The organism is Ferrovibrio xuzhouensis, from assembly GCF_042648965.1.
GTDB lineage: Bacteria > Pseudomonadota > Alphaproteobacteria > Ferrovibrionales > Ferrovibrionaceae > Ferrovibrio > Ferrovibrio xuzhouensis.
In genome coordinates this window covers 187621-207377 of sequence record NZ_JBHRYJ010000006.1, presented here as the reverse complement: position 1 = coordinate 207377, position 19757 = coordinate 187621, and the positions used below count along the sequence as shown (strand labels likewise).

Sequence of the window (19757 nt, the reverse complement as noted above, 5' to 3'; positions counted from 1 at the left end):
CGCGACGACAGACACCGCTCGGGGCGAAAAACGCTTGCCCAGCGAGCAAAATCAGGCGATCTTGAAGTCAAGCGGCGGGCCACTTGGGGAATGTCGGGTGATTAGCAAGATCGGGACCGCCATGGCGTCGACCTATGCCTTCAGCGCCGGAGCGCACGGAGACTGGCGTATCTCCTCGATCGCGGCCTATCGCGGCGCCGGCCTCGCACCGGCCGAGGCCCTGACCATCCACCCCTGGGAGCCCGGCCCGATCGATGACCCTACAAGTTGGCGCCTGCTCGGCACGGTCAGCAACCTCCGCTATGCGACGCGAGACGAGGTGGCCGGCCTGAGGGCGCGCCAGGAGGGCCTCGACCGCCGACAGGCGACCCATGCAGCCCTGATCCCAATCAAAAAGTCGGCGGCCTGGTGGGACCTCGCGCAGGATGACAGACGCGCGATCTTCGAAGAGACCTCGCAGCACACGGCGATCGGCATGGAGTACCTTCCGGCGATCGCGCGCCGGCTGCACCACAGCCGCGACCTCGGCGAGCCGTTCGATTTCCTGACCTGGTTCGAGTTCGCACCGGCCGATGAGCCGGCGTTCGACAGGCTTTTGGCGCGGCTGCGAGCGACGCGGGAATGGGATTTCGTTGAGCGCGAGGTCGATGTCCGGCTTGTCCGGACCGAGCCTGTCTAAGCGAAGCCTCAGACCCGCCCCGACACCGGAATGAACGCACCGGTGACGCCGCTGGCATCCTCGGCGAGCAGGAAGGCGATGGCGTCGGCGATCTCACGCGGCCGCACCCAGGCGGTGTGGTCGGCGTCGGGCATGGCCGCCCGGTTCTGCGGGGTGTCGATGATGCTGGGCAGGATCGCGTTGACGCGTATGCGGTCGGCCTTGAGCTCGTCGGCGAAGCTCTCGACAAGCCGATGGACGGCGCTCTTGGCACCGGCATAGGCGCCAAGCCCCGACGGCGCCTTCACGGCCGCACCGGCGCCGATGGCCAGCAGGCTGCCGCGACCGGCTGCGCACATGGGCGGCAGCGCGGCCCGGAAGATGTTGAGCGTGGTCAGGACGTTCAACCGGTACATCTGCTCCCAGAGATCGGGGCCTCCCTCGGCGGCGGCGGCCGAGGCGAAGCCGCCCACGGTATGGGCGATGCCGTTTGATCTCGTTCCATGCTGCATCAAACGCGGCCTGCGCCCGAGCGAGGTCAACCGGGTCCGTCAACGATGATAGAAGCATGGCATCCCCTCCAGCTGGCGGCATTATGCAATAAAAGCCGTAAAAGCGGGTCGAATCGCCGCCGGAGGCATGCACCAGCTTCATCGCCAGCTCGGCCTTGGCCAGTGAATCGCCGATCCTCTCACCCGGATCGTCGATGATCGCCGCGCCCATGCTGACCTTGAGCGGCACCACCCGGCCGTCCATGGTGGCCGGCCGGGTCAGGTGGGCGTGCAGGGTCTGCGCCAGGTTCAGTGCGTTGTTCAGGTCGTTGACGGCGGCCAGTGCGGCGAACTGGTCGGCGGCGATGCGTCCGACCAGGGCTTCGCGCGGCAGCACCTCGGCGAGGCGGTCGGCCACGGTGCGCAGGATGTTGTCGCCGATATGGTAACCGAAGCCTTCGTTGATGTCGCGGAAGCCATCCATGTCGAGGTTGAACAGCACCCACAGGCCGCCATCGAGGCGATGCTGGGCGCCGAGCATGCGCTCGGTCTCGGCGATGAAGCTGCTGCGGTTGAGGATGCCGGTCAGCGGATCGTTGCGGCTGGCAAATTCGGCGCGCAGTTCGACGTCACGACGGTCGGAAATGTCGCGGATGATCGCGGTGAAGCCGACGTCACTGCCGGTACCGAATTCACCGACGCTGATATGGATCGGAAAGATCTCGCCGTTCTTCTTGCGGCCGAGCGTGTCGCGGCCGAGGCCGAGAATCTTGGCGCGGCCGGTGCTGATGTAATTGCGCACATAGCTGTCGTGGCCCGAACGGAATGGTTCGGGCATCAGGATCTTGATGTTCTGCCCGGTCAGCTCGGCGGCGCCATAGCCGAAGATGGCGGCACAGGCCGGGCTGACGGCGGTCACCACGCCCTCGGCATTGATGCTGATCACACCCTCGCCCATGGTGTCGATCAGGCTGCGCAGGGCTTCCGCCGCGGTTTCGGCGACCTCGTCGCGGATGGTCGTGCGGGCGGTCGGTTTCGCGGCTGGCGGCGGCGCTGCCGAATAGGCCGCCGGCTCGGGCGGCGGCGGCGGGGTCCAGCCCTGTTCGGCTTCCGACAGCAGGCGCCAGTGCGGGAAAGTGATCTGCGCCTGGGTGCCGCTGCCGACAGCGCTGTTGAGCGTCAGCGAGCCGCCGTGCAGCTCCATCAGGCGCTTGCTGATCGACAGGCCGAGGCCGGTGCCGCCATGCTGGCGGGCGACTTCGGCCTTGGCGAGCTGGAACGGCTCGAAGATATGTTCCAGCCGGTCCTGCGGAATGCCGATGCCGGTGTCGACGACGGTCAGCGCCGGGCTGCCGTCCAGCATCTGCTGGTAGACGACATCGATGGTGCCGCCATTCGGCGTGAACTTGACCGCATTGCCGAGCAGGTTGATCAGCACCTGCTTGACCACGCGTTCGTCGGCCCGCAATTGCGGCAGGCTGTCGGGCGACAGGTTGCGCAGCTCGACGCCACCGCGCTCGGCCTGCGGCCGTACCATGGTGAGCGCCGAATTGATGATGCCCGAGAGGTCGATCGCCTTCTCATCCAGGGCGTAATAGCCGGCCTCGATACGCGACATGTCCAGGATATCGCCGATCAGCGCCAGCAGATGGGTGCCCGAGGCGTTGATGTCGCGCGCGTAATCGACATAGCGCACCACGCCGACCGGGCCGAACATCTGGTCGCGGATGATTTCCGAGAAGCCGATGATCGCATTCAGCGGCGTGCGCAGCTCGTGGCTCATGTTGGCGAGGAACTGGCTTTTTGCCCGGCTGGCTTCCTCGGCCTGGCGGAGTGCGGCCTCGATGCGGCGCTGCTGGCGGTACTGGTCGGTGATGTCGCGGCCCGAGCCGCGGTAGCCCATGAAACGGTTCTCGGCATCGAAGACCGGCTTGCCGTTGATCTCGAGCCACATTTCGTCGCTGTTCAGCAGGGTGCAGTAACGGAAACCGCGGAAGGCCTCGTGATTGTCGAGCTGGCGGCGGTGCTCCTGCCAGAACAGGATGTCGGTCTCGTTGTCGCTCGGCATCGCCACGTCCCAGCGGGTCTCGCCGATGTAGCGGGTGCGCAGTTGGCCGATATTGGCGGCCGAGGTGTCGGAGATCCAGGTGAAGCGGTGGTCGGAATCGGTTTCCCAGAACCAGTCGGAAGCCAGCTCGGTGAAGTCGCGCAGCTTGTATTCGGCGACCTGCAGGGCGGCGTGATGGACGCGCTCCGGGGTACTGGCCTCGGCGATGACGACAAAGCCGGCGGTGGCGCCGGTGGCATTGCGCAGGGGGGAGACCGTCAGGCCCTGGCACAGCCAGCCATTGGCCCAGCGGATCAGGACGTTGCCGACCTGCCGGCTGTTCTCGGTCCGGGCGGCGTCCAGCAGGCTGCGCACTTTCTCGGCCTCACCGAGGGCGAAACCGGCGGTGTAGTTCTGGCCGAACAGGTCGTCCTGGCTTTGCTCGGTCAGGGCTGCATAGGCGGCATTGCAAAACACGTAATGGTAGTTTTCACCGCCAACATATTCAACCGTAAAGGCGGGGCGATCCAGCCAGTCGAGGACGTCCTGGGTCAGTTTCCTCTGAAATGGATCGAGCATCCGCAAATCCCCCGGAGGCGGCAGATTAGGGGGGCTGTGGCTGGCGCGCAAGGGTGAGGCAAATCAATGAGTAAGATCACATCGACCGGGCTTTTCCGGCGTCGCGACAAATCGTCGCAGAACGGTGGCAGACTGTGCGGACAGCATGTCGCAGTGTATGTTCCAGCCCTCTATAAGTCAGACTCTGTGCCGGAACATCAGTGAGGGTTTAAAGCTATGGGGTGGAACTGGTTTTCGGGCGTTCGCGGTGCGGCGCTCCGGGCTGTGACGGGTAGCGCAGCATTCGCGGCATTGCTGGCCGTCTTTATGCCGGCACTTGCCCGGGCCGAAGAGGGGACGCTGGTCGGTCAGCCAACCCCCTGGCACATCGGGCTGCAGCCCTCGGTCAGTCCGGTTTCTGACCAGATGCATAATTTCCACAATCTGCTTTTGTGGATCATCACCCTGATCACCATTTTCGTCCTGATCCTGCTGGTCTATGTGCTCGTGCGCTTCCGGGCCTCGGCCAATCCGGTCCCGTCGAAGACCTCGCACAACACCCTGATCGAGGTGGTCTGGACCGTGGTGCCGATCCTGATCTTGATCGTGATCGCGGTGCCGTCCTTCAAGCTGCTGTACTACGCCGACAAGGCGCCGGACGCGAAGCTGACCATCAAGGCGATCGGCCACCAGTGGTACTGGTCCTACGAATATCCCGATAACGGCAACTTCACCTTCGATGCCAACATCGTGCAGACGGCCGACCTCAAGCCGGGCCAGCCGCGTCTGCTGACCGCCGACAACGTGGTTGTCGTGCCGGTCAACACCGATGTCCGCGTGCTGGTCACCGCCGCCGACGTGATCCACTCCTGGGCCATGCCGGCCTTCGCGGTGAAGAAGGATGGCGTGCCTGGCCGTCTGAACGAGACCTGGTTCCGCGCCGAGCGCGAGGGCACCTATTATGGCCAGTGCTCGGAACTCTGCGGCCAGCTGCACGGCTACATGCCGATCGAAGTGAAGGTCGTGTCCCAGGAGGCCTATGCCAAGTGGGTCGAAGAGGCGAAGAAGAAGTACGCTTCGGTGGACGGCTCGTCGCCGCGTCTCGCCGACGCCAGCCTCGCCCAATAACAGACAGATTCAGGAATAGGGGAGCTCCATGTCCCAGGCTCACGCCCACGCGGCCCACGATCATCACGACGACCATCATCTGCCGACCGGCTGGCGCCGGTGGGTCTATTCGACCAACCACAAGGACATCGGCACGATGTACCTGATCTTCGCCGTGGTGGCCGGCCTGATCGGCGGCGCCTTCTCGGTGCTGATGCGGGCCGAGCTGATGTATCCCGGCGACGGCATCCTCGGCGGCGACCACCAGCTGTTCAACGTGCTGGTGACCGGCCATGCCCTGCTGATGATCTTCTTCATGGTCATGCCGGCGATGATCGGCGGTTTCGGCAACTGGTTCGTGCCGCTGATGATCGGCGCGCCGGACATGGCCTTCCCGCGCATGAACAACATCTCGTTCTGGCTGCTGATCCCGTCGATCCTGCTGCTGCTGATCTCAACCATGGTCGAGGGGCCGGCCGGCGGCCTTGGTGCCGGCACCGGCTGGACGATGTACCCGCCGCTCAGCTCCGATGTCGGCCATCCGGGTCCGGCGGTCGGCTTGGCGATCTTCAGCCTGCATATCGCCGGCGCCTCGTCGATCCTCGGCGCCATCAACTTCATCACCACCATCTTCAACATGCGCGCGCCGGGCATGACCCTGCACAAGATGCCGCTGTTCGTCTGGTCGGTGCTGATCACCGCCTTCCTGCTGCTGCTGTCGCTGCCGGTGCTGGCGGGTGGCATCACCATGCTGCTGACCGACCGTTACTTCGGCACCGCCTTCTTCAAGCCCGAGGCCGGTGGTGACCCGATCCTGTTCCAGCACCTGTTCTGGTTCTTCGGCCATCCGGAAGTGTACATCCTGATCCTGCCCGGCTTCGGCATCATCAGCCAGGTGATCTCGACCTTCTCGAAGAAGCCGGTGTTCGGCTATCTCGGCATGGCCTATGCCATGGTCGCGATCGGCGTCGTCGGCTTCGTCGTGTGGGCGCACCACATGTACACCACCGGCATCGCCGTCGACACCCGGGCCTATTTCACCGCGGCGACCATGGTCATTGCGGTGCCGACCGGCGTGAAGATCTTCTCGTGGATCGCCACCATGTGGGGCGGCTCGATCCGCTTCACCGTGCCGATGCTGTTCGCCGTGGGCTTCATCTTCCTGTTCACGCTGGGTGGCGTGACCGGTGTGGTGCTGGCCAATGCCGGCGTCGACACCTACATGCAGGATACCTACTACGTGGTTGCGCACTTCCATTACGTGCTCAGCCTCGGCGCGGTGTTCGCCATCTTCGCCGGCTTCTACTACTGGTTCGGCAAGATGTCGGGCTGCGAACTCAGCGAGACCGCCGGCAAGATCCATTTCTGGACCACCTTCATCGGCGTCAACCTGCTGTTCTTCCCGATGCACTTCCTCGGCCTGCAGGGCATGCCCCGCCGTATTCCGGATTATCCGGATGCCTTCGCCGGCTGGAACTTCGTCGCCTCGATCGGTGCCTATATCTCGTTCGCCTCGACGCTGTTCTTCGTCGGCTCGGTGATCTTCGCGCTGATCCGCAAGAAGAAGGTGGCCGACAATCCGTGGGGCGAGGGTGCGACGACGCTGGAATGGACGCTGTCCTCGCCGCCGCCGTTCCACCAGTACGAGAAGCTCCCGGTTATCAAGTAAGCCAAAGGCGTCAGCTGCCGCCCCAGGAGAAGACTGTTGTCTGATGCGAGTGTCACGATCGAGCGCGAAGAGGCCGGCCATGCCGGCCTCGATGCCGCTTATGCGGAGCGCTACGAGGCGCAGCCGGGCGATTATCTTGCGCTGCTGAAGCCGCGCGTGATGTCGCTGGTGGTGTTTACCGGCCTGGTCGGCATGGTGCTGGCACCGGGCAGCCTGCATCCCACCCTGGCGATCACCGCGCTGCTGTGCATCGCCATCGGCGCCGGCGCCTCGGGCGCGATCAACATGTGGTACGACGCCGATATCGATGCCGTCATGTCGCGCACCAGCGGCCGGCCGATCCCGCAGGGCCGGATCACTCCCGGACAGGCGCTCGGCTTCGGCACCGTGCTGGCGATCGGCTCGGTGGTGTTGATGGGGCTGGCGATCAACTGGGTGGCCGCCGCCATCCTGGCGCTGACCATCGGCTTCTATGTCTTCGTTTACACCATGTGGCTGAAGCGCCGCACGCCGCAGAACATCGTGATCGGCGGCGCCGCCGGTGCCTTTCCGCCGATGATCGGCTGGGCCGCGGTGACCGGCAGCCTCGACGTGCTGCCGCTGCTGCTGTTCGCCATCATCTTCATGTGGACGCCGCCGCATTTCTGGGCGCTGGCGCTCTACCGGTCCGACGACTATGCCCGCGCCGGCGTGCCGATGCTGCCGGTGGTGGCGGGCGACCGCGAGACCCGCCGGCAGATCCTGATATACAGCCTGCTGCTGGTGCCGCTGTCCCTGGCGCCCTGGGCGCTCGGCCTTGCCGGCCCGCTCTATGGCGGCATGGCGGCCGTGCTGGGTGCCGGCTTCCTGCTGCTGGCCTGGCGCATCTGGCGCAGCCGCGACGAGCGGCCGGCCAAGCATATGTTCGCCTATTCGATCCTCTACCTGTTCCTGCTGTTCGCCCTGTTGCTGGCCGAGCGCGGGCTCGGCTGGGGGGCATGAGCACCATGCCGCTGCATGACGAGCACAAGCGCCGCAGGGCGCGCAATCTGGCTTTGGGCGGCGTACTGCTGGCCTTGGTGGTGCTGTTCTATTTCATCACCATCGCCAAGATGACGGGGGGCGGGCATTGAGCGCGCAGCAGCCCCAACAGCAGACCGGACATAGCGCCGGCGGCAAGAACCGCCGCATCGCCCTGATCTGCGGCGGCGTTGCCGCCCTGATGCTGGGCGGCGCCTTCGCCTCGGCACCGCTCTACTCGGTGTTCTGCCGGGTCACCGGCTTTGGCGGTACGCCGCTGCGCGCCGAAGCGGCGCCGGCGGCTACCGACACCAGCAGCGAGCGCACCATCACCGTGCGCTTCAATTCCGATACCGCGCCGGGCATGCCGTGGAAATTCCAGCCCGAGCAACGCCAGGTGGTGGTCAAGCCCGGCGAGGAAACGCTGATCTTCTACAAGGCCAGCAATCCGACCGACAAGGCGATCACCGGCCAGGCCGCCTACAATGTCACGCCCGACAAGGCCGGGCAGTATTTCAACAAGATCCAGTGCTTCTGCTTCACCGAGCAGCGGCTCAACCCGGGTCAGACGGCCGACATGCCGGTGTCGTTCTTCGTCGACCCGAAGCTGCTGACCGACCCGCAGACCCGTGACGTCACGACGATCACGCTGAGCTACACCTTCTTCCGTCTGCCCGACGAAGAGAAAAAGGAAGTCTCCGACCGCGGCGGCAAGGCCGCGGCGGTCAACTGAGTATCAATGCAACATCTGCGTATCAGGGGGTAGAATCCATGGCCGCCAGCGGTGCCCGCAACCACGATTACCATCTTGTCGACCCGAGCCCGTGGCCGGTGCTCGGCGCCATCGGCGCTTTTGCGCTGGCGCTGGGCCTGGTCGCCGGCTTCCACGGTCACGGCTATCTCTGGTCCGTGCCGGGCCTGCTGATCGTGCTCTACACGATGATCAGCTGGTGGCGCGACGTCATCCGCGAAGCCGAGCACGAGGGTCATCACACCCCGGTGGTGCAGCTGCATCTGCGCTACGGCATGGTGATGTTCATCGCTTCCGAGGTGATGTTCTTCGTGGCCTGGTTCTGGGCCTATTTCAACGCCGCGCTGTACCCGACCGAGGCGATCGGCCATGTCTGGCCGCCGGCCACGATCCAGACCTTCGATCCCTGGGAACTGCCCTTCGTCAACACCCTGATCCTGCTGCTGTCGGGCACCACGGTGACCTGGGCGCACCATGCGCTGCAGCAGGGTGACCGCAAGGGCCTGGTGCAGGGCCTGACCCTGACGGTGATCCTCGGCCTGCTGTTCACCAGCTGCCAGGCTTTCGAATACAGCCACGCGGCTTTCGGCTTCACCGACGGCATCTATGCCTCGACCTTCTACATGGCGACCGGCTTCCACGGCTTCCACGTGATCGTCGGCACGATCTTCCTGATCGTCTGCCTCGTGCGCGCCATGAAGGGCCACTTCACCCCGGACCATCATTTCGGCTTCGAGGCGGCGGCCTGGTACTGGCATTTCGTCGACGTGGTGTGGCTGTTCCTGTTCTGCTGCATCTACTGGTGGGGTCACGGCTCGGCAGTGGCCGGGTGATCGGACAGACGATGGCGGCCAGCTTTTATCCGCCGCTGTCACCGTTTTCCACGGGGCTTCGCTGCCGCTGCCCGCGCTGCGGCGAAGCCCCGGTGTTTAATGGCCTGCTGACGGTCAAGCCGGTCTGCCCGTCCTGCGGCCTCGATTACGAGAAGATCGATGCCGGCGACGGTCCGGCGGTCTTTGTCATCCTGATCCTCGGATTCATCGTCGTTGGTCTGGCGCTGTGGGTGGAACTGAAGTTCGCGCCGCCGCTCTGGGTTCATATGGTGCTGTGGGCGCCGTTGATCCTCGGCGGTGCCATTCTCATGCTCCGGCCCTTCAAAGCCACGCTCATCGCGCTACAATTCCGCCACAAGGCATCGTCCGATATCGAATTGTTGCGCGAGTAACCCATTGAAAATTCTAGGTTCGCGGCCAGCTCTCTGGCCGACCGTCTTCACCATTCCGGCGCTTGTCGTCCTCGTCGCCCTTGGCACCTGGCAGGTCCAGCGGCTGTTCTGGAAACTTGACCTGATCCATACGGTCGAGGCCGGCATGGCCGCGCCGGCGGCCGAACTGCCGGCAGCGCCGTTCGATGTCGACAGCTGGAACTACCGGCATGTCATCGTGCGTGGCGCATTCGACAACGCCCATGAGTTCCATCTGCTGGCCCATTCGCGGAACGGCAATTTCGGCTATCAGGTGCTGGTCCCGTTCAAGCGCAGCGATGCGCCTGGCTGGGTCATCGTCGACCGTGGCTGGATCCCGACCGGGAAGAAGCAGCAGGACACCCGCAGGGAAGGCCTGATCGAGGGCGAGACCACGGTGCACGGCGTCGCCCACAAGACCTGGGCGGCGGGTCCCTTCACGCCGGTCAACGACGTGCCGCGGAACCTGTGGTTCTATCCCGACGTCGCCGCCATGGCCCGGCTGGCCGGGATCGATGGCACGGTGCCGCCGCTGCTGGTCGATGCCGACACCACGCCGGTGCCCGGCGGCTGGCCGCAGGGTGGCCAGACCCGGGTCGAATTCCCGAACAACCACCTGTCCTATGCCGTCACCTGGTATGGCGGCGCCATCGTGCTGTGTTTCATCTACGTGATCTGGCACCGCAAGCGCGCCCAGGAAGAGGCGGCCGCCGCCGCAGACGCAGACGCTGGCGGGACGCCGCAGGCATGAAGACCTACAAGGCACTGGAGCAGACCTTCTGCCGCATCGCCGCCGTTAATGGCGCGCTGGCGATGCTGGGCTGGGACCAGTCGGCGATGATGCCAGACGGCGGCGCCCGGGCGCGCGCCGAGCAGATGGCGACGCTCAGCGTGGTGCGCCATGATTGGCTGACCGATCCGGCGCTCGGCGAACGGATCGCCAGGGCCGAGACCGAGGCCGGCAAGCTCAGCGACTGGCAGCAGGCCAACCTGCGCGAGATGCAGCGCCAGTGGAGCCATGCCACCGCGCTGACGCCGGCCCTGGTCGATGCGCGGTCGCGGGCGACCGCCGCCTGCGAGATGGTCTGGCGCAAGGCGCGGGCCGATAGCGACTTCAAGGCTTTCGCCAAGGCCTTCCGGCCGGTGCTCGACCTCACCCGCGAAGTGGCCGCCGCGAAAGCCGATGCCTTCGGGCTCAGCCCCTACGATGCCCTGCTCGACGAATACGAGCCGGGCGGTCGCGCCGCCAGGATCGACAAACTGTTTGCCGAGCTGGGCGGCTTCCTGCCGGGCTTCATCGATAAGGCGATGGCGAAGCAGGCGAAGGCGCCGGCGATCCTGCCGCTCGATGGCCCCTTCGCCACCGAAACCCAGCGCGCGGTCGGCCTGCGCTTCATGAAGGCGCTCGGTTTCGATTTCAACCACGGCCGCCTCGATGTCAGCCTGCATCCGTTTACCGGCGGCGTGCCCGACGACGTGCGCCTGACCACGCGCTACGAGGAAGCCGATTTCACCAAGGCGCTGATGGGCGTGCTGCACGAAACCGGCCATGCGCTCTACGAACTCGGTCTGCCCAAGGCCTGGCGCGACCAGCCGGTCGGCGAGGCGCGTGGCATGGCCCTGCACGAGAGCCAGAGCCTGCTGGTCGAGATGCAGGTCTGCCGCGGCGACGAATTCCTCGGCTGGGCGGCGCCGATCCTGCGCAAGGCCTTTGGCGGCAGCGGCCCGGCCTGGGAAGAACCCAACCTGCGCCGGGTCTATACCCGGGTGCGGCCCGGCCTGATCCGCGTCGATGCCGACGAGGTCACCTATCCGGCCCATGTGATCCTGCGCTACCGGCTGGAGCAGGCACTGCTGGCCGGCGACCTTGCCATCGCCGACCTGCCGGATGCCTGGAATGACGGGATGTCGAGCCTGCTGGGCGTCGAGGTGCCCGACGACCGCCACGGCTGCCTGCAGGACATCCACTGGCCGGCCGGCTCGATCGGCTATTTCCCCACCTATACGCTGGGCGCCATGGCCGCGGCGCAGCTGTTTGCTGCCGCAAAGGCGCAGGATGCTGCTATCCTGCCCGGCATCGGCAAGGGCGATTTCCGGCCGCTGCTGCGCTGGCTGCGCAGCAACGTGCACGGCCGGGGCTCGCTGCTGACGACCGACGAACTGCTGCAGGCCGCGACCGGCAAGCCGCTCGGTGCGGCGGCCTTCAAGGCCCATCTCAAAGCCCGCTACTTGAGCTGATCCCGATACGAGCCGAACCATGCGTTATGTCAGTACCCGCGGCCAGGCGCCGGTCCTCGATTTCGAAGGCGTCCTTCTCGCCGGCCTTGCTGCCGACGGCGGCCTCTATGTGCCCGAAAGCTGGCCGCAGCTCAGCGCCGCAGACTGGCGGGCGATGCGCGGCCTGTCCTATGCCGAGATTGCCTTCCGTGTGGTCAAACCGTTCGTTGGCGGCTGCATCCCCGATGCCGACCTGCAGCGCATGATCAATGAGGCCTATGCCACCTTTGGCCACCGCGCCGTGGTGCCGCTGCGCCAGACCGGCGCCAACGACTGGGTGCTGGAGCTGTTCCATGGGCCCACGCTCGCCTTCAAGGACGTGGCGCTGCAACTGCTCGGCCGGCTATTCGACTGGGCACTGGCACGTTCGGGCAAGCGGGCCACCATCGTCGGCGCCACCTCGGGCGACACCGGCTCGGCCGCCATCGAGGGCTGCCGCGGCCGCGCCAATCTCGACATCTTCATCATGTTCCCGCAGGGCCGCGTTTCCGAGGTGCAGCGCCGCCAGATGACCACGGTGGCCGATGCCAACGTGCATGCCATCGCGCTGGATGGCACCTTCGACGATGCCCAGGCCATGGTGAAGGCCCTGTTCAACGATGCGGCCTTCCGTGAGCGCGCCGGGCTCACCGCGGTCAACTCGATCAACTGGGCCCGGGTGATGGCCCAGATCGTCTATTACGTCACCGCCAGCCTCAGCCTCGGCGGCCCCGACCGCACCCCGGCCTTCTGTGTGCCGACCGGAAATTTCGGCGATATCTTCGCCGGCTATGCCGCGGCGAAAATGGGCCTGCCGGTCGCCAAGCTGATCGTCGCCACCAACCGAAACGACATCCTGGCGCGCTTCTTCGCCGGTGGCGAATACCGCAAGGATGGCGTGACGCCGACCATCAGTCCCAGCATGGACATCCAGGTGGCGAGCAATTTCGAGCGCCTGCTGTTCGACATGCATGGCCGCGACGGCGCGCAGATCCGTGGCCTGATGACCGAGCTCGACACGGCCGGTGGCTTCACGGTTTCGCCCAATGCGCTGGCCGAGACAAAGCATCTTTTCGCGGCTGGTCGTGCCGACGAGGCGGCGACCAAAGCCATGCTGAAGACGGCTTTCGCGCAGGGCAACGGCATCGCCGTCGATCCGCATACGGCCGTCGGCCTTGCGGTGGCGGCGCAGCAGCGCAGCAGCCGTGCGGTGCCGGCAGAGATTCCGCTGGTGACCCTGGCGACCGCCGATCCGGCGAAATTCCCCGATGCCGTCGAGGCGGCGACCGGTCAGCATCCGGCCCTGCCGCCGCGTCTGGCCGATCTGTTCGACCGCCCGGAGCGGCAGACCAAACTGCCGAACGACTATACAGTCGTGCGTGATTTCATTGAAAACCAGCGGGTGACGGCATGACCCTTCGCATCAGTACGCTCCCCAACGGCCTGCGGGTCGTCTCCGAGACCATGCCGCAGGTCAAGACCGTTTCGGTCGGCATCTGGGTCGATGCCGGCGCCCGCGACGAGACGCCGGAGATCAACGGTGTCGCCCATATGCTGGAGCATATGGCTTTCAAGGGCACCGAGCGGCGCAGCGCGCTGGCCATCGCGGAAGAAATCGAGGCGGTCGGCGGTCATCTCAACGCGTTTACCTCGCGCGAACAGACCGCCTATTACGCCCGGGTGATGGGCGAGGATATCAGCCTTGCTCTCGATATCCTGTCCGACATCCTGCAGCATTCGGTGTTCGATCCGGCCGAGCTGGAGCGCGAGCGCGAGGTCATCATCCAGGAAATCGGCCAGTCGGAAGACACGCCGGATGACATCATTTTCGACCATCTGCAGGAAACGGCTTATCCGGCCCAGTCGCTCGGCCGCCCGATCCTCGGCAGCGTCGAGCGGGTCACCAACATGGGGCGCGCCGACCTGCAGGGTTTCATGGGCCGCTTCTACCATGCGCCGACCATGGTGCTGGTGGCGGCCGGTGCCGTCGATCACGACCGCCTGGTGGCCGAAGCCGCCCACATGCTGGGCGGGCTGGCGCAGACGCCGCGGCCGGCCCAGCAGACGGCGACCTATGCCGGCGGCGAACGCCGCGCCGAGCGCGACCTCGAACAGGCGCATGTCGCCGTGGCGCTGCCCGGCGTCGCCTACGACGACCCCGATTACTACGCGATGCATGTCTATGCCACCGTGCTCGGCGGCGGCATGTCCTCGCGGCTGTTCCAGGAAGTGCGCGAGAAGCGCGGCCTGGCCTATTCGGTCTATGCCTTCCCGAACTCCTATCGTGACGGCGGCATGATGACCCTCTATGCCGGCACCAGCGGCGAGAAGCTCGGCGAGCTGATGCCGGTACTGGCCGAGGAACTGGGCAAGCTGACCGGCGCGGTCGGCGAGGACGAACTGCAGCGCGCCCGCGCCCAGCTCAAAGTGGGGCTGGTCTCGTCGCTGGAAAGCTCCGGTGCACGCATCGAGCAGATCGGCCGCCAGATGCTGTTGTTTGGCCGCCCGCTCGACATCGACGAGGTGCTGGCGGCGGTCGACCGTGTCGATGCCGCCGCCGTGCGCCGGGTCGCCGAGCAGGTGATGCGCAAGGCAAAGCCGACCCTGGCGGCGCTTGGCCCGATCGGCCAGCTCGAATCCTACCAGCGCTTCGCGGCGCGGTTCGGCTGACCACTGGCGGGCGGGGGGAGGCGAAGCGATGCTGTTCCGGCGCTTCCTTCCCGGCCTGCCGCCTGTCCTGGCCGGCGACCGCCTTTATCTGCGCGCCCCGGAAATCAGCGACTTCGAGGTCTGGGCGACACTGCGCGCGATCAGCCGCGATCACCTGCAGCCGTGGGAGCCGGCCTGGGCCGCGGATTCACTGACCCGCGAGGGCTATCGCCGCCGCCTCGCCTGGTTCGACCGGCTGCGCCGGCAGGAGCAGGGCGAGGCCTATTTCATCTTCACCCGCCAGCATCACGCCCTGATCGGCGGCATCACGCTGTCGAACATCCGGCGCGGTGCCTCGCAATGCGGCGAGCTTGGCTACTGGACCGGCGCGCCGCATGCCGGTCAGCGGTATATGACCGAGGCACTGGCGCTGATGATGGCACATTGCTTCGGCACGATGCGGCTGCATCGGCTGGAGGCGGCCTGCCTCGCCGAGAATGCCCCGAGCCAGCGGCTGCTGCGCCGTGCCGGGTTCCGGCCGGAAGGCACTTTGCGCGAATATCTGAAGATCGAGGGCGTCTGGCGCGATCACCAGTTGCATGCGCGGCTGGCGACCGACGGGCCGGTGCCCGGCCTCGCAACGACGCGCTGAGGTTCCGCCCTCAGGCGTGACCGGAAATGCTGGCCAGCTTGGCGATGTCGATGCCGATCTTGCGCACCGCGCGCTCCCACAGCGTCTCGAGAGCAGGCTCGAAGATCAGCGTGCTGTCGGCCGGCGCCGCCAGCCAGGCATTGTCCTGGATTTCGGTGTCGAGCTGGCCCGGCCCCCAGCCGGCATAGCCGAGCGCGAACAGGCTGCGCTGCGGCCCGGTGCCGGTGGCAATGGCGCGCAGCACATCCAGTGTCGCGGTCAGGCCGATGCCGATATCGTCGTCGATGGCGACGCTGCCCTGCCGCATGTAGTCAGTGGAATGCAGCACGAAGCCGCGGCCGGTTTCCACCGGTCCGCCGAGGCGGACGATGATGTCGTTGTCGATGGTCGGCTCAATGCCGAGCTGCCCGAGCAGATTGGGGAAGGTCAGGCCGGGATACGGCTTGTTGATCACCAGGCCCATCGCGCCTTCGGCGTTATGCGAGCACATGTAGATCACGGTGCGCGCGAAACGCGGATCGCCCATGCTCGGCATGGCGATCAGCAGCTGCCGCTCAAGATAGCCGGAAATCGCTCTGGCATCAGATGTCATGCTCAGCTCCCGCTCTCACCCGAATGTTACTCCCGCGACACCGAATGTCCATATGCAGAGGCCGCAGAGGGCTTGCAAAACGGCGGGGTCACGACAGATTGGTGCCATGAAAAATCGCAATATGCGCAGAATTCTGGCAGTGCTGGCCGTGCTGCTGCCGCTGCCGGCGGCGGCACAGGTCGTCACCACGCTGGAGCGGTCGGCGCCGGATCCGGCGCGTCTTGATATCGTTGATGGCGGCAATGGCAGCATCGGCCTGCGGGTCCGACTCGCGCCGGGCTGGAAATTCTACTGGCGCACGCCGGGCGAGGGTGGTGTGCCACCGCAATTCGACTGGAGCGGATCGCAGAACCTGAAAGCGGCGCAGATGGCATGGCCGGCGCCGCACCGCATCACCATCGGTGATGCCGACCTGTTCGGCTACGTTGACGAGGTGATCCTGCCGGTCATGATCGTGCCGCAGAAAACCGGCGCGGCCATCGATCTGGCCCTGCGCGCCGAATATGGCGTCTGCAAGGATATCTGCATCCTGCGCGAGGACCATTTGCAGCACCGGATCGCGGCGCAGCCGGTGGCCGATCCGCAGGCCGCGGCCCTGCTGGCGGACTGGCGCGCCCGCGTGCCACAGCCGGCGGCTGCCGCCGGCGTCAAACTGGTGTCGCGGTTGGAACAAAACGGCCGCCTCAGCGTTATTCTTTCCAGCGATCGGCCGTTGCACCAGCCGGACCTGCTGGTCGAGGGCACGCCGGACGCCTGGTTCGGCCGGCCGGTGGTGACCCTGGCGACGGACGGCAGGCAGGCGCAGTTCGTCCTGCCGGTGACGCCGCCGGCCGCTGCCGCTGGACCGCTGGTCCTGACACTGCTGGATGGCGGCCGGGCGGCGGAACTGACATTGCCAAAACCCTGATGGCAAGCCCTGATCCGGGCCTTGCCTCGGTCGTCGGGGCAGACCATCTTACCGGGGCCGCAGTGGCGGTGCAGATACAGCCCGATCTTTCGCAATCAGACCAGACGAGGAAACCATGACCATCAAGGTTGGCGACCGCATCCCCGACGTCACGCTCTACGTGATGTCCGACCAGGGCCCGCAGGCGGTAAAGACCGGCGAATTCTTCAAGGGCAAGAAGGTGGCGCTGTTCGCCCTGCCGGGTGCCTTCACGCCGACCTGCTCGGCCAAACATCTGCCGGGCTTCGTCGAGAAGTACGGCGACCTGAAGGCGAAGGGCGTCGACCAGGTGGCCTGCCTGTCGGTCAATGATGCCTTCGTCATGGGTGCCTGGGGCAAGCAGCAGAATGCCGGCGACAAGGTCGAGATGCTGGCCGACGGCTCGGGCGAATTCACCAAGGCGATCGGCATGGAATTCGACCTGTCGGCGCGCGGCCTCGGCGTCCGTTCGCAGCGCTATTCGATGCTCGTCGACGACGGCGTGGTGAAGTCGCTCAATCTCGAGAAGCCGGGCGCCTTCGAGGTCTCCGACGCTTCGACCCTGCTCGGCCAGCTCTGAGCCTTCCGGCAGACCAGCAAGGCCGGTCCGGTTCGCCGGGCCGGCCTTTTTCTGTTTTACGCCTCGGTCCCCGCCATCGCGGCGGCACGGGCGAGCTGGTCGACCCGCTCGTTTTCCACATGGCCGTCATGGCCGCGCACCCATTGCCAGTCAACACGATGGGGGGCTACGGCGGTCTCGAAGCGCTGCCACAGGTCGACATTCTTGACCGGCTGGCGGTCGGCGGTCTTCCAGCCACGCGCCTTCCAGCTGCGCAGCCATTTGGTGGCGCCGTCGATCACATAGCGGCTGTCGGCATACAGCGTGACGATGCACGGCCGCTTCAGCGCCTCGAGCGCCTCGATGGCGGCGGTCAGTTCCATGCGGTTGTTGGTGGTGGCAGGATCGGCGCCGCTGATTTCCCGCTCGCTGCTGCCGGATCGCAGCAGGGCGGCCCAGCCGCCGGGGCCGGGATTGCCGAGACAGGCACCGTCGGTGAAGATTTCGACCCGCTCGCCGGGATCGTCGCCAGTCTCTGCCATGACGGCCTCAGCGCTCGATGCCATAGGCGGCGGGGCCGCGCACCTGGCGATGGAATTTCAGCTTCTGCCAGTATTCCAGCGGGTCCTTCGGCTTGACCATGGCGCCGGGCACCTGGTTAAGCCAGTCGTACAGCCGGGTCAGCAGAAATCGCAGCGCCGCGCCGCGGGCGAACAGCGGCAGCATGCGGATTTCGTCATCGGTCAGCCGGCGCCGGCTCTCATAGCCAGCGATCAGTGCCTTGCCCTTGGTGACGTTGAAGGCGCCATCGGGCTCGAAGCACCAGGCATTCAGCGCGATGGCGAGATCGTAGGCGAAATAGTCGTTGCAGGCGAAATAGAAGTCGATCACGCCCGACAGCGTCTCGCCGACGAACAGCACGTTGTCGGGGAACATGTCGGCATGGATCACGCCATGCGGCAGCGGGCTGTCGCTGGCGCGGCCCGGCGTCTTCGGCCAGCCCTTCCACAGCAGGTCGAATTCCTGCTCCAGTGCGTCCCGCAGTCCGGCGCACACGCTGTCCGCCCGTTCGGCACTGGCATCGAGCAGCGGCCGCCAGCCGTCGATGCTGAGCGCATTGCGGCGCTGCATCTCGAAATCCTGGCCGGCGATATGCAGTTCGGCCATGGCGGTGCCGACGACATGGCAATGCTTCGCATTGGGCCGCCGGGGCCAGACGCCGTTGAGAAAGCTGATGATGGCGCAGGGCCGGCCGGCCACCTCGCGCAGCGTATTGCCCTCGCGATCGTGGATCGGCGTCGGGCAGGCAAGGCCCTTGGCGGCCAGATGCTCCATCAGGCCGATGAAGTAGGGCAGGTCGTCGGGCTTCACCCGTTTTTCGTAGAGGGTGAGGAAGTAGGTGCCCTTTTCGGTGGCCAGCATGAAGTTGGAATTCTCGACGCCTTCGGCAATGCCTTTGCAGGACAGCACGCTGCCGAGGTTGTACTGCGCCAGCAGTCCGGTCAGCTGGTCGTCGTCGATTTCGGTGTAAACGGCCATGCGGGATATGTCAGGCGGCGGAGACGTCGAGCGCGACCGGCAGCTTGAACTGCACGGACTCGGTGGCGGTGGTCACCTCGCGCACATGTACGGCATAGCGCGTACGGAAGGCATCGATCACTTCCTCGACGAGGATTTCCGGGGCGCTGGCGCCGGCGGTGATGCCGACCGTGGCAACGCGGTCGAGCTGGCTCCAGTCGATATCGGCGGCGCGCTGTACCAGCAGGGCGCGGGCGCAGCCGGCGCGGCGGGCGACTTCGACCAGCCGCAGCGAGTTCGACGAATTCGGTGCGCCGATCACCAGCACGGCATCGCAGCCGGCGGCGGCAATCGCCTTGACGGCGGCCTGCCGGTTGGTGGTGGCGTAGCAGATGTCTTCCTTCTTCGGGCCTTCGATCTGCGGAAAGCGCGCGCGCAGGGCGGCGATGATCTCCGCCGTATCGTCGACCGACAGGGTGGTCTGGGTGATATAGGCGAGCGGCTCGTCCGGCTGCACCGCCAGTTGCGCGACGTCGCCGGTCGTCTCGACCAGCACGACCGCGCCCTCGGGCAGCTGCCCCATGGTGCCGATCACTTCAGGATGGCCCGCATGGCCGATCAGCACGATGCGGCGGCCCTCGCGATGGTGGCGCTCGGCCTCGCGGTGCACCTTGCTGACCAGCGGGCAGGTGGCGTCGAGATACGACAGCTTGCGGGCCTGGGCGTCGGCCGGTACCGCCTTGGGCACGCCATGGGCCGAGAAGACGACATGGGCGCCCGGCGGCACCTGATCGAGCTCGTCGACGAAGACGGCGCCCTTGGCGGCCAGGCTGTCGACGACGAAGCGGTTATGGACGATCTCGTGCCGCACATAGACCGGCGCGCCGTACTGCGCCAGCGCCCGTTCGACGATCTGGATGGCGCGATCGACGCCGGCACAGAAGCCGCGCGGGGCAGCCAGCACAAGGGTGATCTCAGGGCGGGTCTGGGCAGTCATCGGCCTTGCGGTTCAGCCTTTAGGGATCAAGGGGTTGCTGGCCTGTCGCTTGTCTGCGCGGAGGGCCTCTTCTATACAGGGAGGGT

At 66.1% G+C, this 19757-nt stretch carries 20 protein-coding genes and 1 pseudogene; 15 read left to right on the top strand and 6 right to left on the bottom strand.

Translation table 11 applies throughout. The features are described from left to right. Positions 1 to 679: chlorite dismutase family protein (locus ACFOOQ_RS21060; RefSeq protein WP_379729695.1), on the top strand; the 679-nt coding region annotated here is incomplete at its 5' end. A gap of 8 nt (positions 680 to 687) precedes the next feature. Here ACFOOQ_RS21060 and ACFOOQ_RS21055 read toward each other — a convergent pair. Further along, entirely contained in the window at positions 688 to 1170 is a 483-nt protein-coding gene (locus ACFOOQ_RS21055) for an SDR family oxidoreductase (RefSeq protein ID WP_379729694.1), read from the bottom strand. Between the two features lie 121 nt (positions 1171 to 1291). Continuing rightward, positions 1292 to 3775, bottom strand: a pseudogene (locus ACFOOQ_RS21050) (PAS domain S-box protein); the annotation flags it as partial. Positions 3776 to 4081: 306 nt separating this feature from the next. Here ACFOOQ_RS21050 and coxB point away from each other — a divergent pair. Genes coxB through ACFOOQ_RS20990 form a run of 12 tightly spaced genes read left to right on the top strand, consistent with a single transcriptional unit; the run spans position 4082 to position 15080 of the window. After that, positions 4082 to 4882 (top strand): cytochrome c oxidase subunit II, encoded by an 801-nt coding sequence (coxB, locus tag ACFOOQ_RS21045; protein WP_379729693.1) that lies wholly within the window; start codon positions 4082 to 4084, stop codon positions 4880 to 4882. A 28-nt stretch (positions 4883 to 4910) separates the two neighbouring features. After that, positions 4911 to 6530, top strand: a complete 1620-nt coding sequence (ctaD, locus tag ACFOOQ_RS21040) for a cytochrome c oxidase subunit I (RefSeq protein ID WP_379729691.1) — start codon at positions 4911 to 4913, stop codon at positions 6528 to 6530. Between the two features lie 57 nt (positions 6531 to 6587). Beyond that, the gene (locus ACFOOQ_RS21035) at positions 6588 to 7511 is read left to right on the top strand and encodes a heme o synthase (RefSeq protein ID WP_379729700.1); all 924 of its coding nucleotides are present in this window, start codon (positions 6588 to 6590) and stop codon (positions 7509 to 7511) included. Next, entirely contained in the window at positions 7508 to 7642 is a 135-nt protein-coding gene (locus ACFOOQ_RS21030; protein WP_379729690.1) for a hypothetical protein, read from the top strand. Before ACFOOQ_RS21035 ends, ACFOOQ_RS21030 begins: the two co-directional genes overlap by 4 nt. Continuing rightward, a complete protein-coding gene (locus tag ACFOOQ_RS21025; protein WP_379729689.1) occupies positions 7639 to 8262 on the top strand; it encodes a cytochrome c oxidase assembly protein in 624 nt (207 codons plus the stop codon). Before ACFOOQ_RS21030 ends, ACFOOQ_RS21025 begins: the two co-directional genes overlap by 4 nt. A gap of 38 nt (positions 8263 to 8300) precedes the next feature. After that, entirely contained in the window at positions 8301 to 9113 is an 813-nt protein-coding gene (locus tag ACFOOQ_RS21020) for a cytochrome c oxidase subunit 3 (RefSeq protein ID WP_379729688.1), read from the top strand. Between the two features lie 11 nt (positions 9114 to 9124). Beyond that, positions 9125 to 9505, top strand: coding sequence for a DUF983 domain-containing protein (locus ACFOOQ_RS21015; RefSeq protein WP_379729687.1), 381 nt, complete (start codon positions 9125 to 9127; stop codon positions 9503 to 9505). Between the two features lie 4 nt (positions 9506 to 9509). Beyond that, the gene (locus tag ACFOOQ_RS21010; protein WP_379729686.1) at positions 9510 to 10274 is read left to right on the top strand and encodes an SURF1 family protein; all 765 of its coding nucleotides are present in this window, start codon (positions 9510 to 9512) and stop codon (positions 10272 to 10274) included. Next, the gene (locus tag ACFOOQ_RS21005) at positions 10271 to 11761 is read left to right on the top strand and encodes a carboxypeptidase M32 (RefSeq protein ID WP_379729685.1); all 1491 of its coding nucleotides are present in this window, start codon (positions 10271 to 10273) and stop codon (positions 11759 to 11761) included. The genes ACFOOQ_RS21010 and ACFOOQ_RS21005 overlap by 4 nt, the downstream gene beginning before the upstream one ends. Before the next feature lie 19 nt (positions 11762 to 11780). Next, a complete protein-coding gene (thrC, locus tag ACFOOQ_RS21000) occupies positions 11781 to 13193 on the top strand; it encodes a threonine synthase (RefSeq protein WP_379729684.1) in 1413 nt (470 codons plus the stop codon). After that, on the top strand, positions 13190 to 14449 hold the full coding sequence (locus ACFOOQ_RS20995) for a M16 family metallopeptidase (RefSeq protein WP_379729683.1): 1260 nt from the start codon (positions 13190 to 13192) through the stop codon (positions 14447 to 14449). The genes thrC and ACFOOQ_RS20995 overlap by 4 nt, the downstream gene beginning before the upstream one ends. A 28-nt stretch (positions 14450 to 14477) precedes the next feature. Further along, a complete protein-coding gene (locus ACFOOQ_RS20990) occupies positions 14478 to 15080 on the top strand; it encodes a GNAT family N-acetyltransferase (protein WP_379729682.1) in 603 nt (200 codons plus the stop codon). 10 nt (positions 15081 to 15090) lie between these two features. On the opposite strand, the gene ACFOOQ_RS20985 is transcribed toward ACFOOQ_RS20990, so the two are convergent. Continuing rightward, positions 15091 to 15672, bottom strand: coding sequence for a YqgE/AlgH family protein (locus ACFOOQ_RS20985; RefSeq protein WP_379729681.1), 582 nt, complete (start codon positions 15670 to 15672; stop codon positions 15091 to 15093). A gap of 106 nt (positions 15673 to 15778) precedes the next feature. Between ACFOOQ_RS20985 and ACFOOQ_RS20980 the strand changes: the two genes are divergently transcribed. Then, positions 15779 to 16579: a protein-disulfide reductase DsbD domain-containing protein gene (locus tag ACFOOQ_RS20980; protein ID WP_379729680.1), complete on the top strand. Its 801-nt coding sequence runs from the start codon at positions 15779 to 15781 to the stop codon at positions 16577 to 16579. A 115-nt stretch (positions 16580 to 16694) separates the two neighbouring features. Next, the gene (locus ACFOOQ_RS20975; protein ID WP_379729679.1) at positions 16695 to 17177 is read left to right on the top strand and encodes a peroxiredoxin; all 483 of its coding nucleotides are present in this window, start codon (positions 16695 to 16697) and stop codon (positions 17175 to 17177) included. Between the two features lie 56 nt (positions 17178 to 17233). On the opposite strand, the gene rnhA is transcribed toward ACFOOQ_RS20975, so the two are convergent. From rnhA to ispH, 3 genes are read right to left on the bottom strand one after another with little or no spacing between them, the layout of a single operon-like run. Next, positions 17234 to 17698, bottom strand: coding sequence for a ribonuclease HI (rnhA, locus tag ACFOOQ_RS20970; protein ID WP_379729678.1), 465 nt, complete (start codon positions 17696 to 17698; stop codon positions 17234 to 17236). Positions 17699 to 17705: 7 nt separating this feature from the next. Beyond that, the gene (locus ACFOOQ_RS20965) at positions 17706 to 18695 is read right to left on the bottom strand and encodes a homoserine kinase (protein ID WP_379729677.1); all 990 of its coding nucleotides are present in this window, start codon (positions 18693 to 18695) and stop codon (positions 17706 to 17708) included. 10 nt (positions 18696 to 18705) lie between these two features. Then, positions 18706 to 19671, bottom strand: coding sequence for a 4-hydroxy-3-methylbut-2-enyl diphosphate reductase (ispH, locus tag ACFOOQ_RS20960; RefSeq protein WP_379729676.1), 966 nt, complete (start codon positions 19669 to 19671; stop codon positions 18706 to 18708). Positions 19672 to 19757 lie beyond the last annotated feature (86 nt).

Excerpts from the sequence above, each read along its gene's own strand:
- ACFOOQ_RS20975 (WP_379729679.1), top strand. The coding sequence starts at position 16,695 with ATGACCATCAAGGTTGGCGACCGCATCCCCGACGTCACGCTCTACGTG.
- ACFOOQ_RS21055 (WP_379729694.1), bottom strand. The coding sequence starts at position 1,170 with ATGCAGCATGGAACGAGATCAAACGGCATCGCCCATACCGTGGGCGGC.
- coxB (WP_379729693.1), top strand. The coding sequence starts at position 4,082 with ATGCCGGCACTTGCCCGGGCCGAAGAGGGGACGCTGGTCGGTCAGCCA.
- ACFOOQ_RS21020 (WP_379729688.1), top strand. The coding sequence starts at position 8,301 with ATGGCCGCCAGCGGTGCCCGCAACCACGATTACCATCTTGTCGACCCG.
- ispH (WP_379729676.1), bottom strand. The coding sequence starts at position 19,671 with ATGACTGCCCAGACCCGCCCTGAGATCACCCTTGTGCTGGCTGCCCCG.
- rnhA (WP_379729678.1), bottom strand. The coding sequence starts at position 17,698 with ATGGCAGAGACTGGCGACGATCCCGGCGAGCGGGTCGAAATCTTCACC.
- ACFOOQ_RS21005 (WP_379729685.1), top strand. The coding sequence starts at position 10,271 with ATGAAGACCTACAAGGCACTGGAGCAGACCTTCTGCCGCATCGCCGCC.
- ACFOOQ_RS21015 (WP_379729687.1), top strand. The coding sequence starts at position 9,125 with ATGGCGGCCAGCTTTTATCCGCCGCTGTCACCGTTTTCCACGGGGCTT.
- ACFOOQ_RS20995 (WP_379729683.1), top strand. The coding sequence starts at position 13,190 with ATGACCCTTCGCATCAGTACGCTCCCCAACGGCCTGCGGGTCGTCTCC.
- ACFOOQ_RS20980 (WP_379729680.1), top strand. The coding sequence starts at position 15,779 with ATGAAAAATCGCAATATGCGCAGAATTCTGGCAGTGCTGGCCGTGCTG.
- thrC (WP_379729684.1), top strand. The coding sequence starts at position 11,781 with ATGCGTTATGTCAGTACCCGCGGCCAGGCGCCGGTCCTCGATTTCGAA.
- ACFOOQ_RS21030 (WP_379729690.1), top strand. The coding sequence starts at position 7,508 with ATGAGCACCATGCCGCTGCATGACGAGCACAAGCGCCGCAGGGCGCGC.
- ACFOOQ_RS20965 (WP_379729677.1), bottom strand. The coding sequence starts at position 18,695 with ATGGCCGTTTACACCGAAATCGACGACGACCAGCTGACCGGACTGCTG.
- ACFOOQ_RS20985 (WP_379729681.1), bottom strand. The coding sequence starts at position 15,672 with ATGACATCTGATGCCAGAGCGATTTCCGGCTATCTTGAGCGGCAGCTG.
- ACFOOQ_RS20990 (WP_379729682.1), top strand. The coding sequence starts at position 14,478 with ATGCTGTTCCGGCGCTTCCTTCCCGGCCTGCCGCCTGTCCTGGCCGGC.
- ctaD (WP_379729691.1), top strand. The coding sequence starts at position 4,911 with ATGTCCCAGGCTCACGCCCACGCGGCCCACGATCATCACGACGACCAT.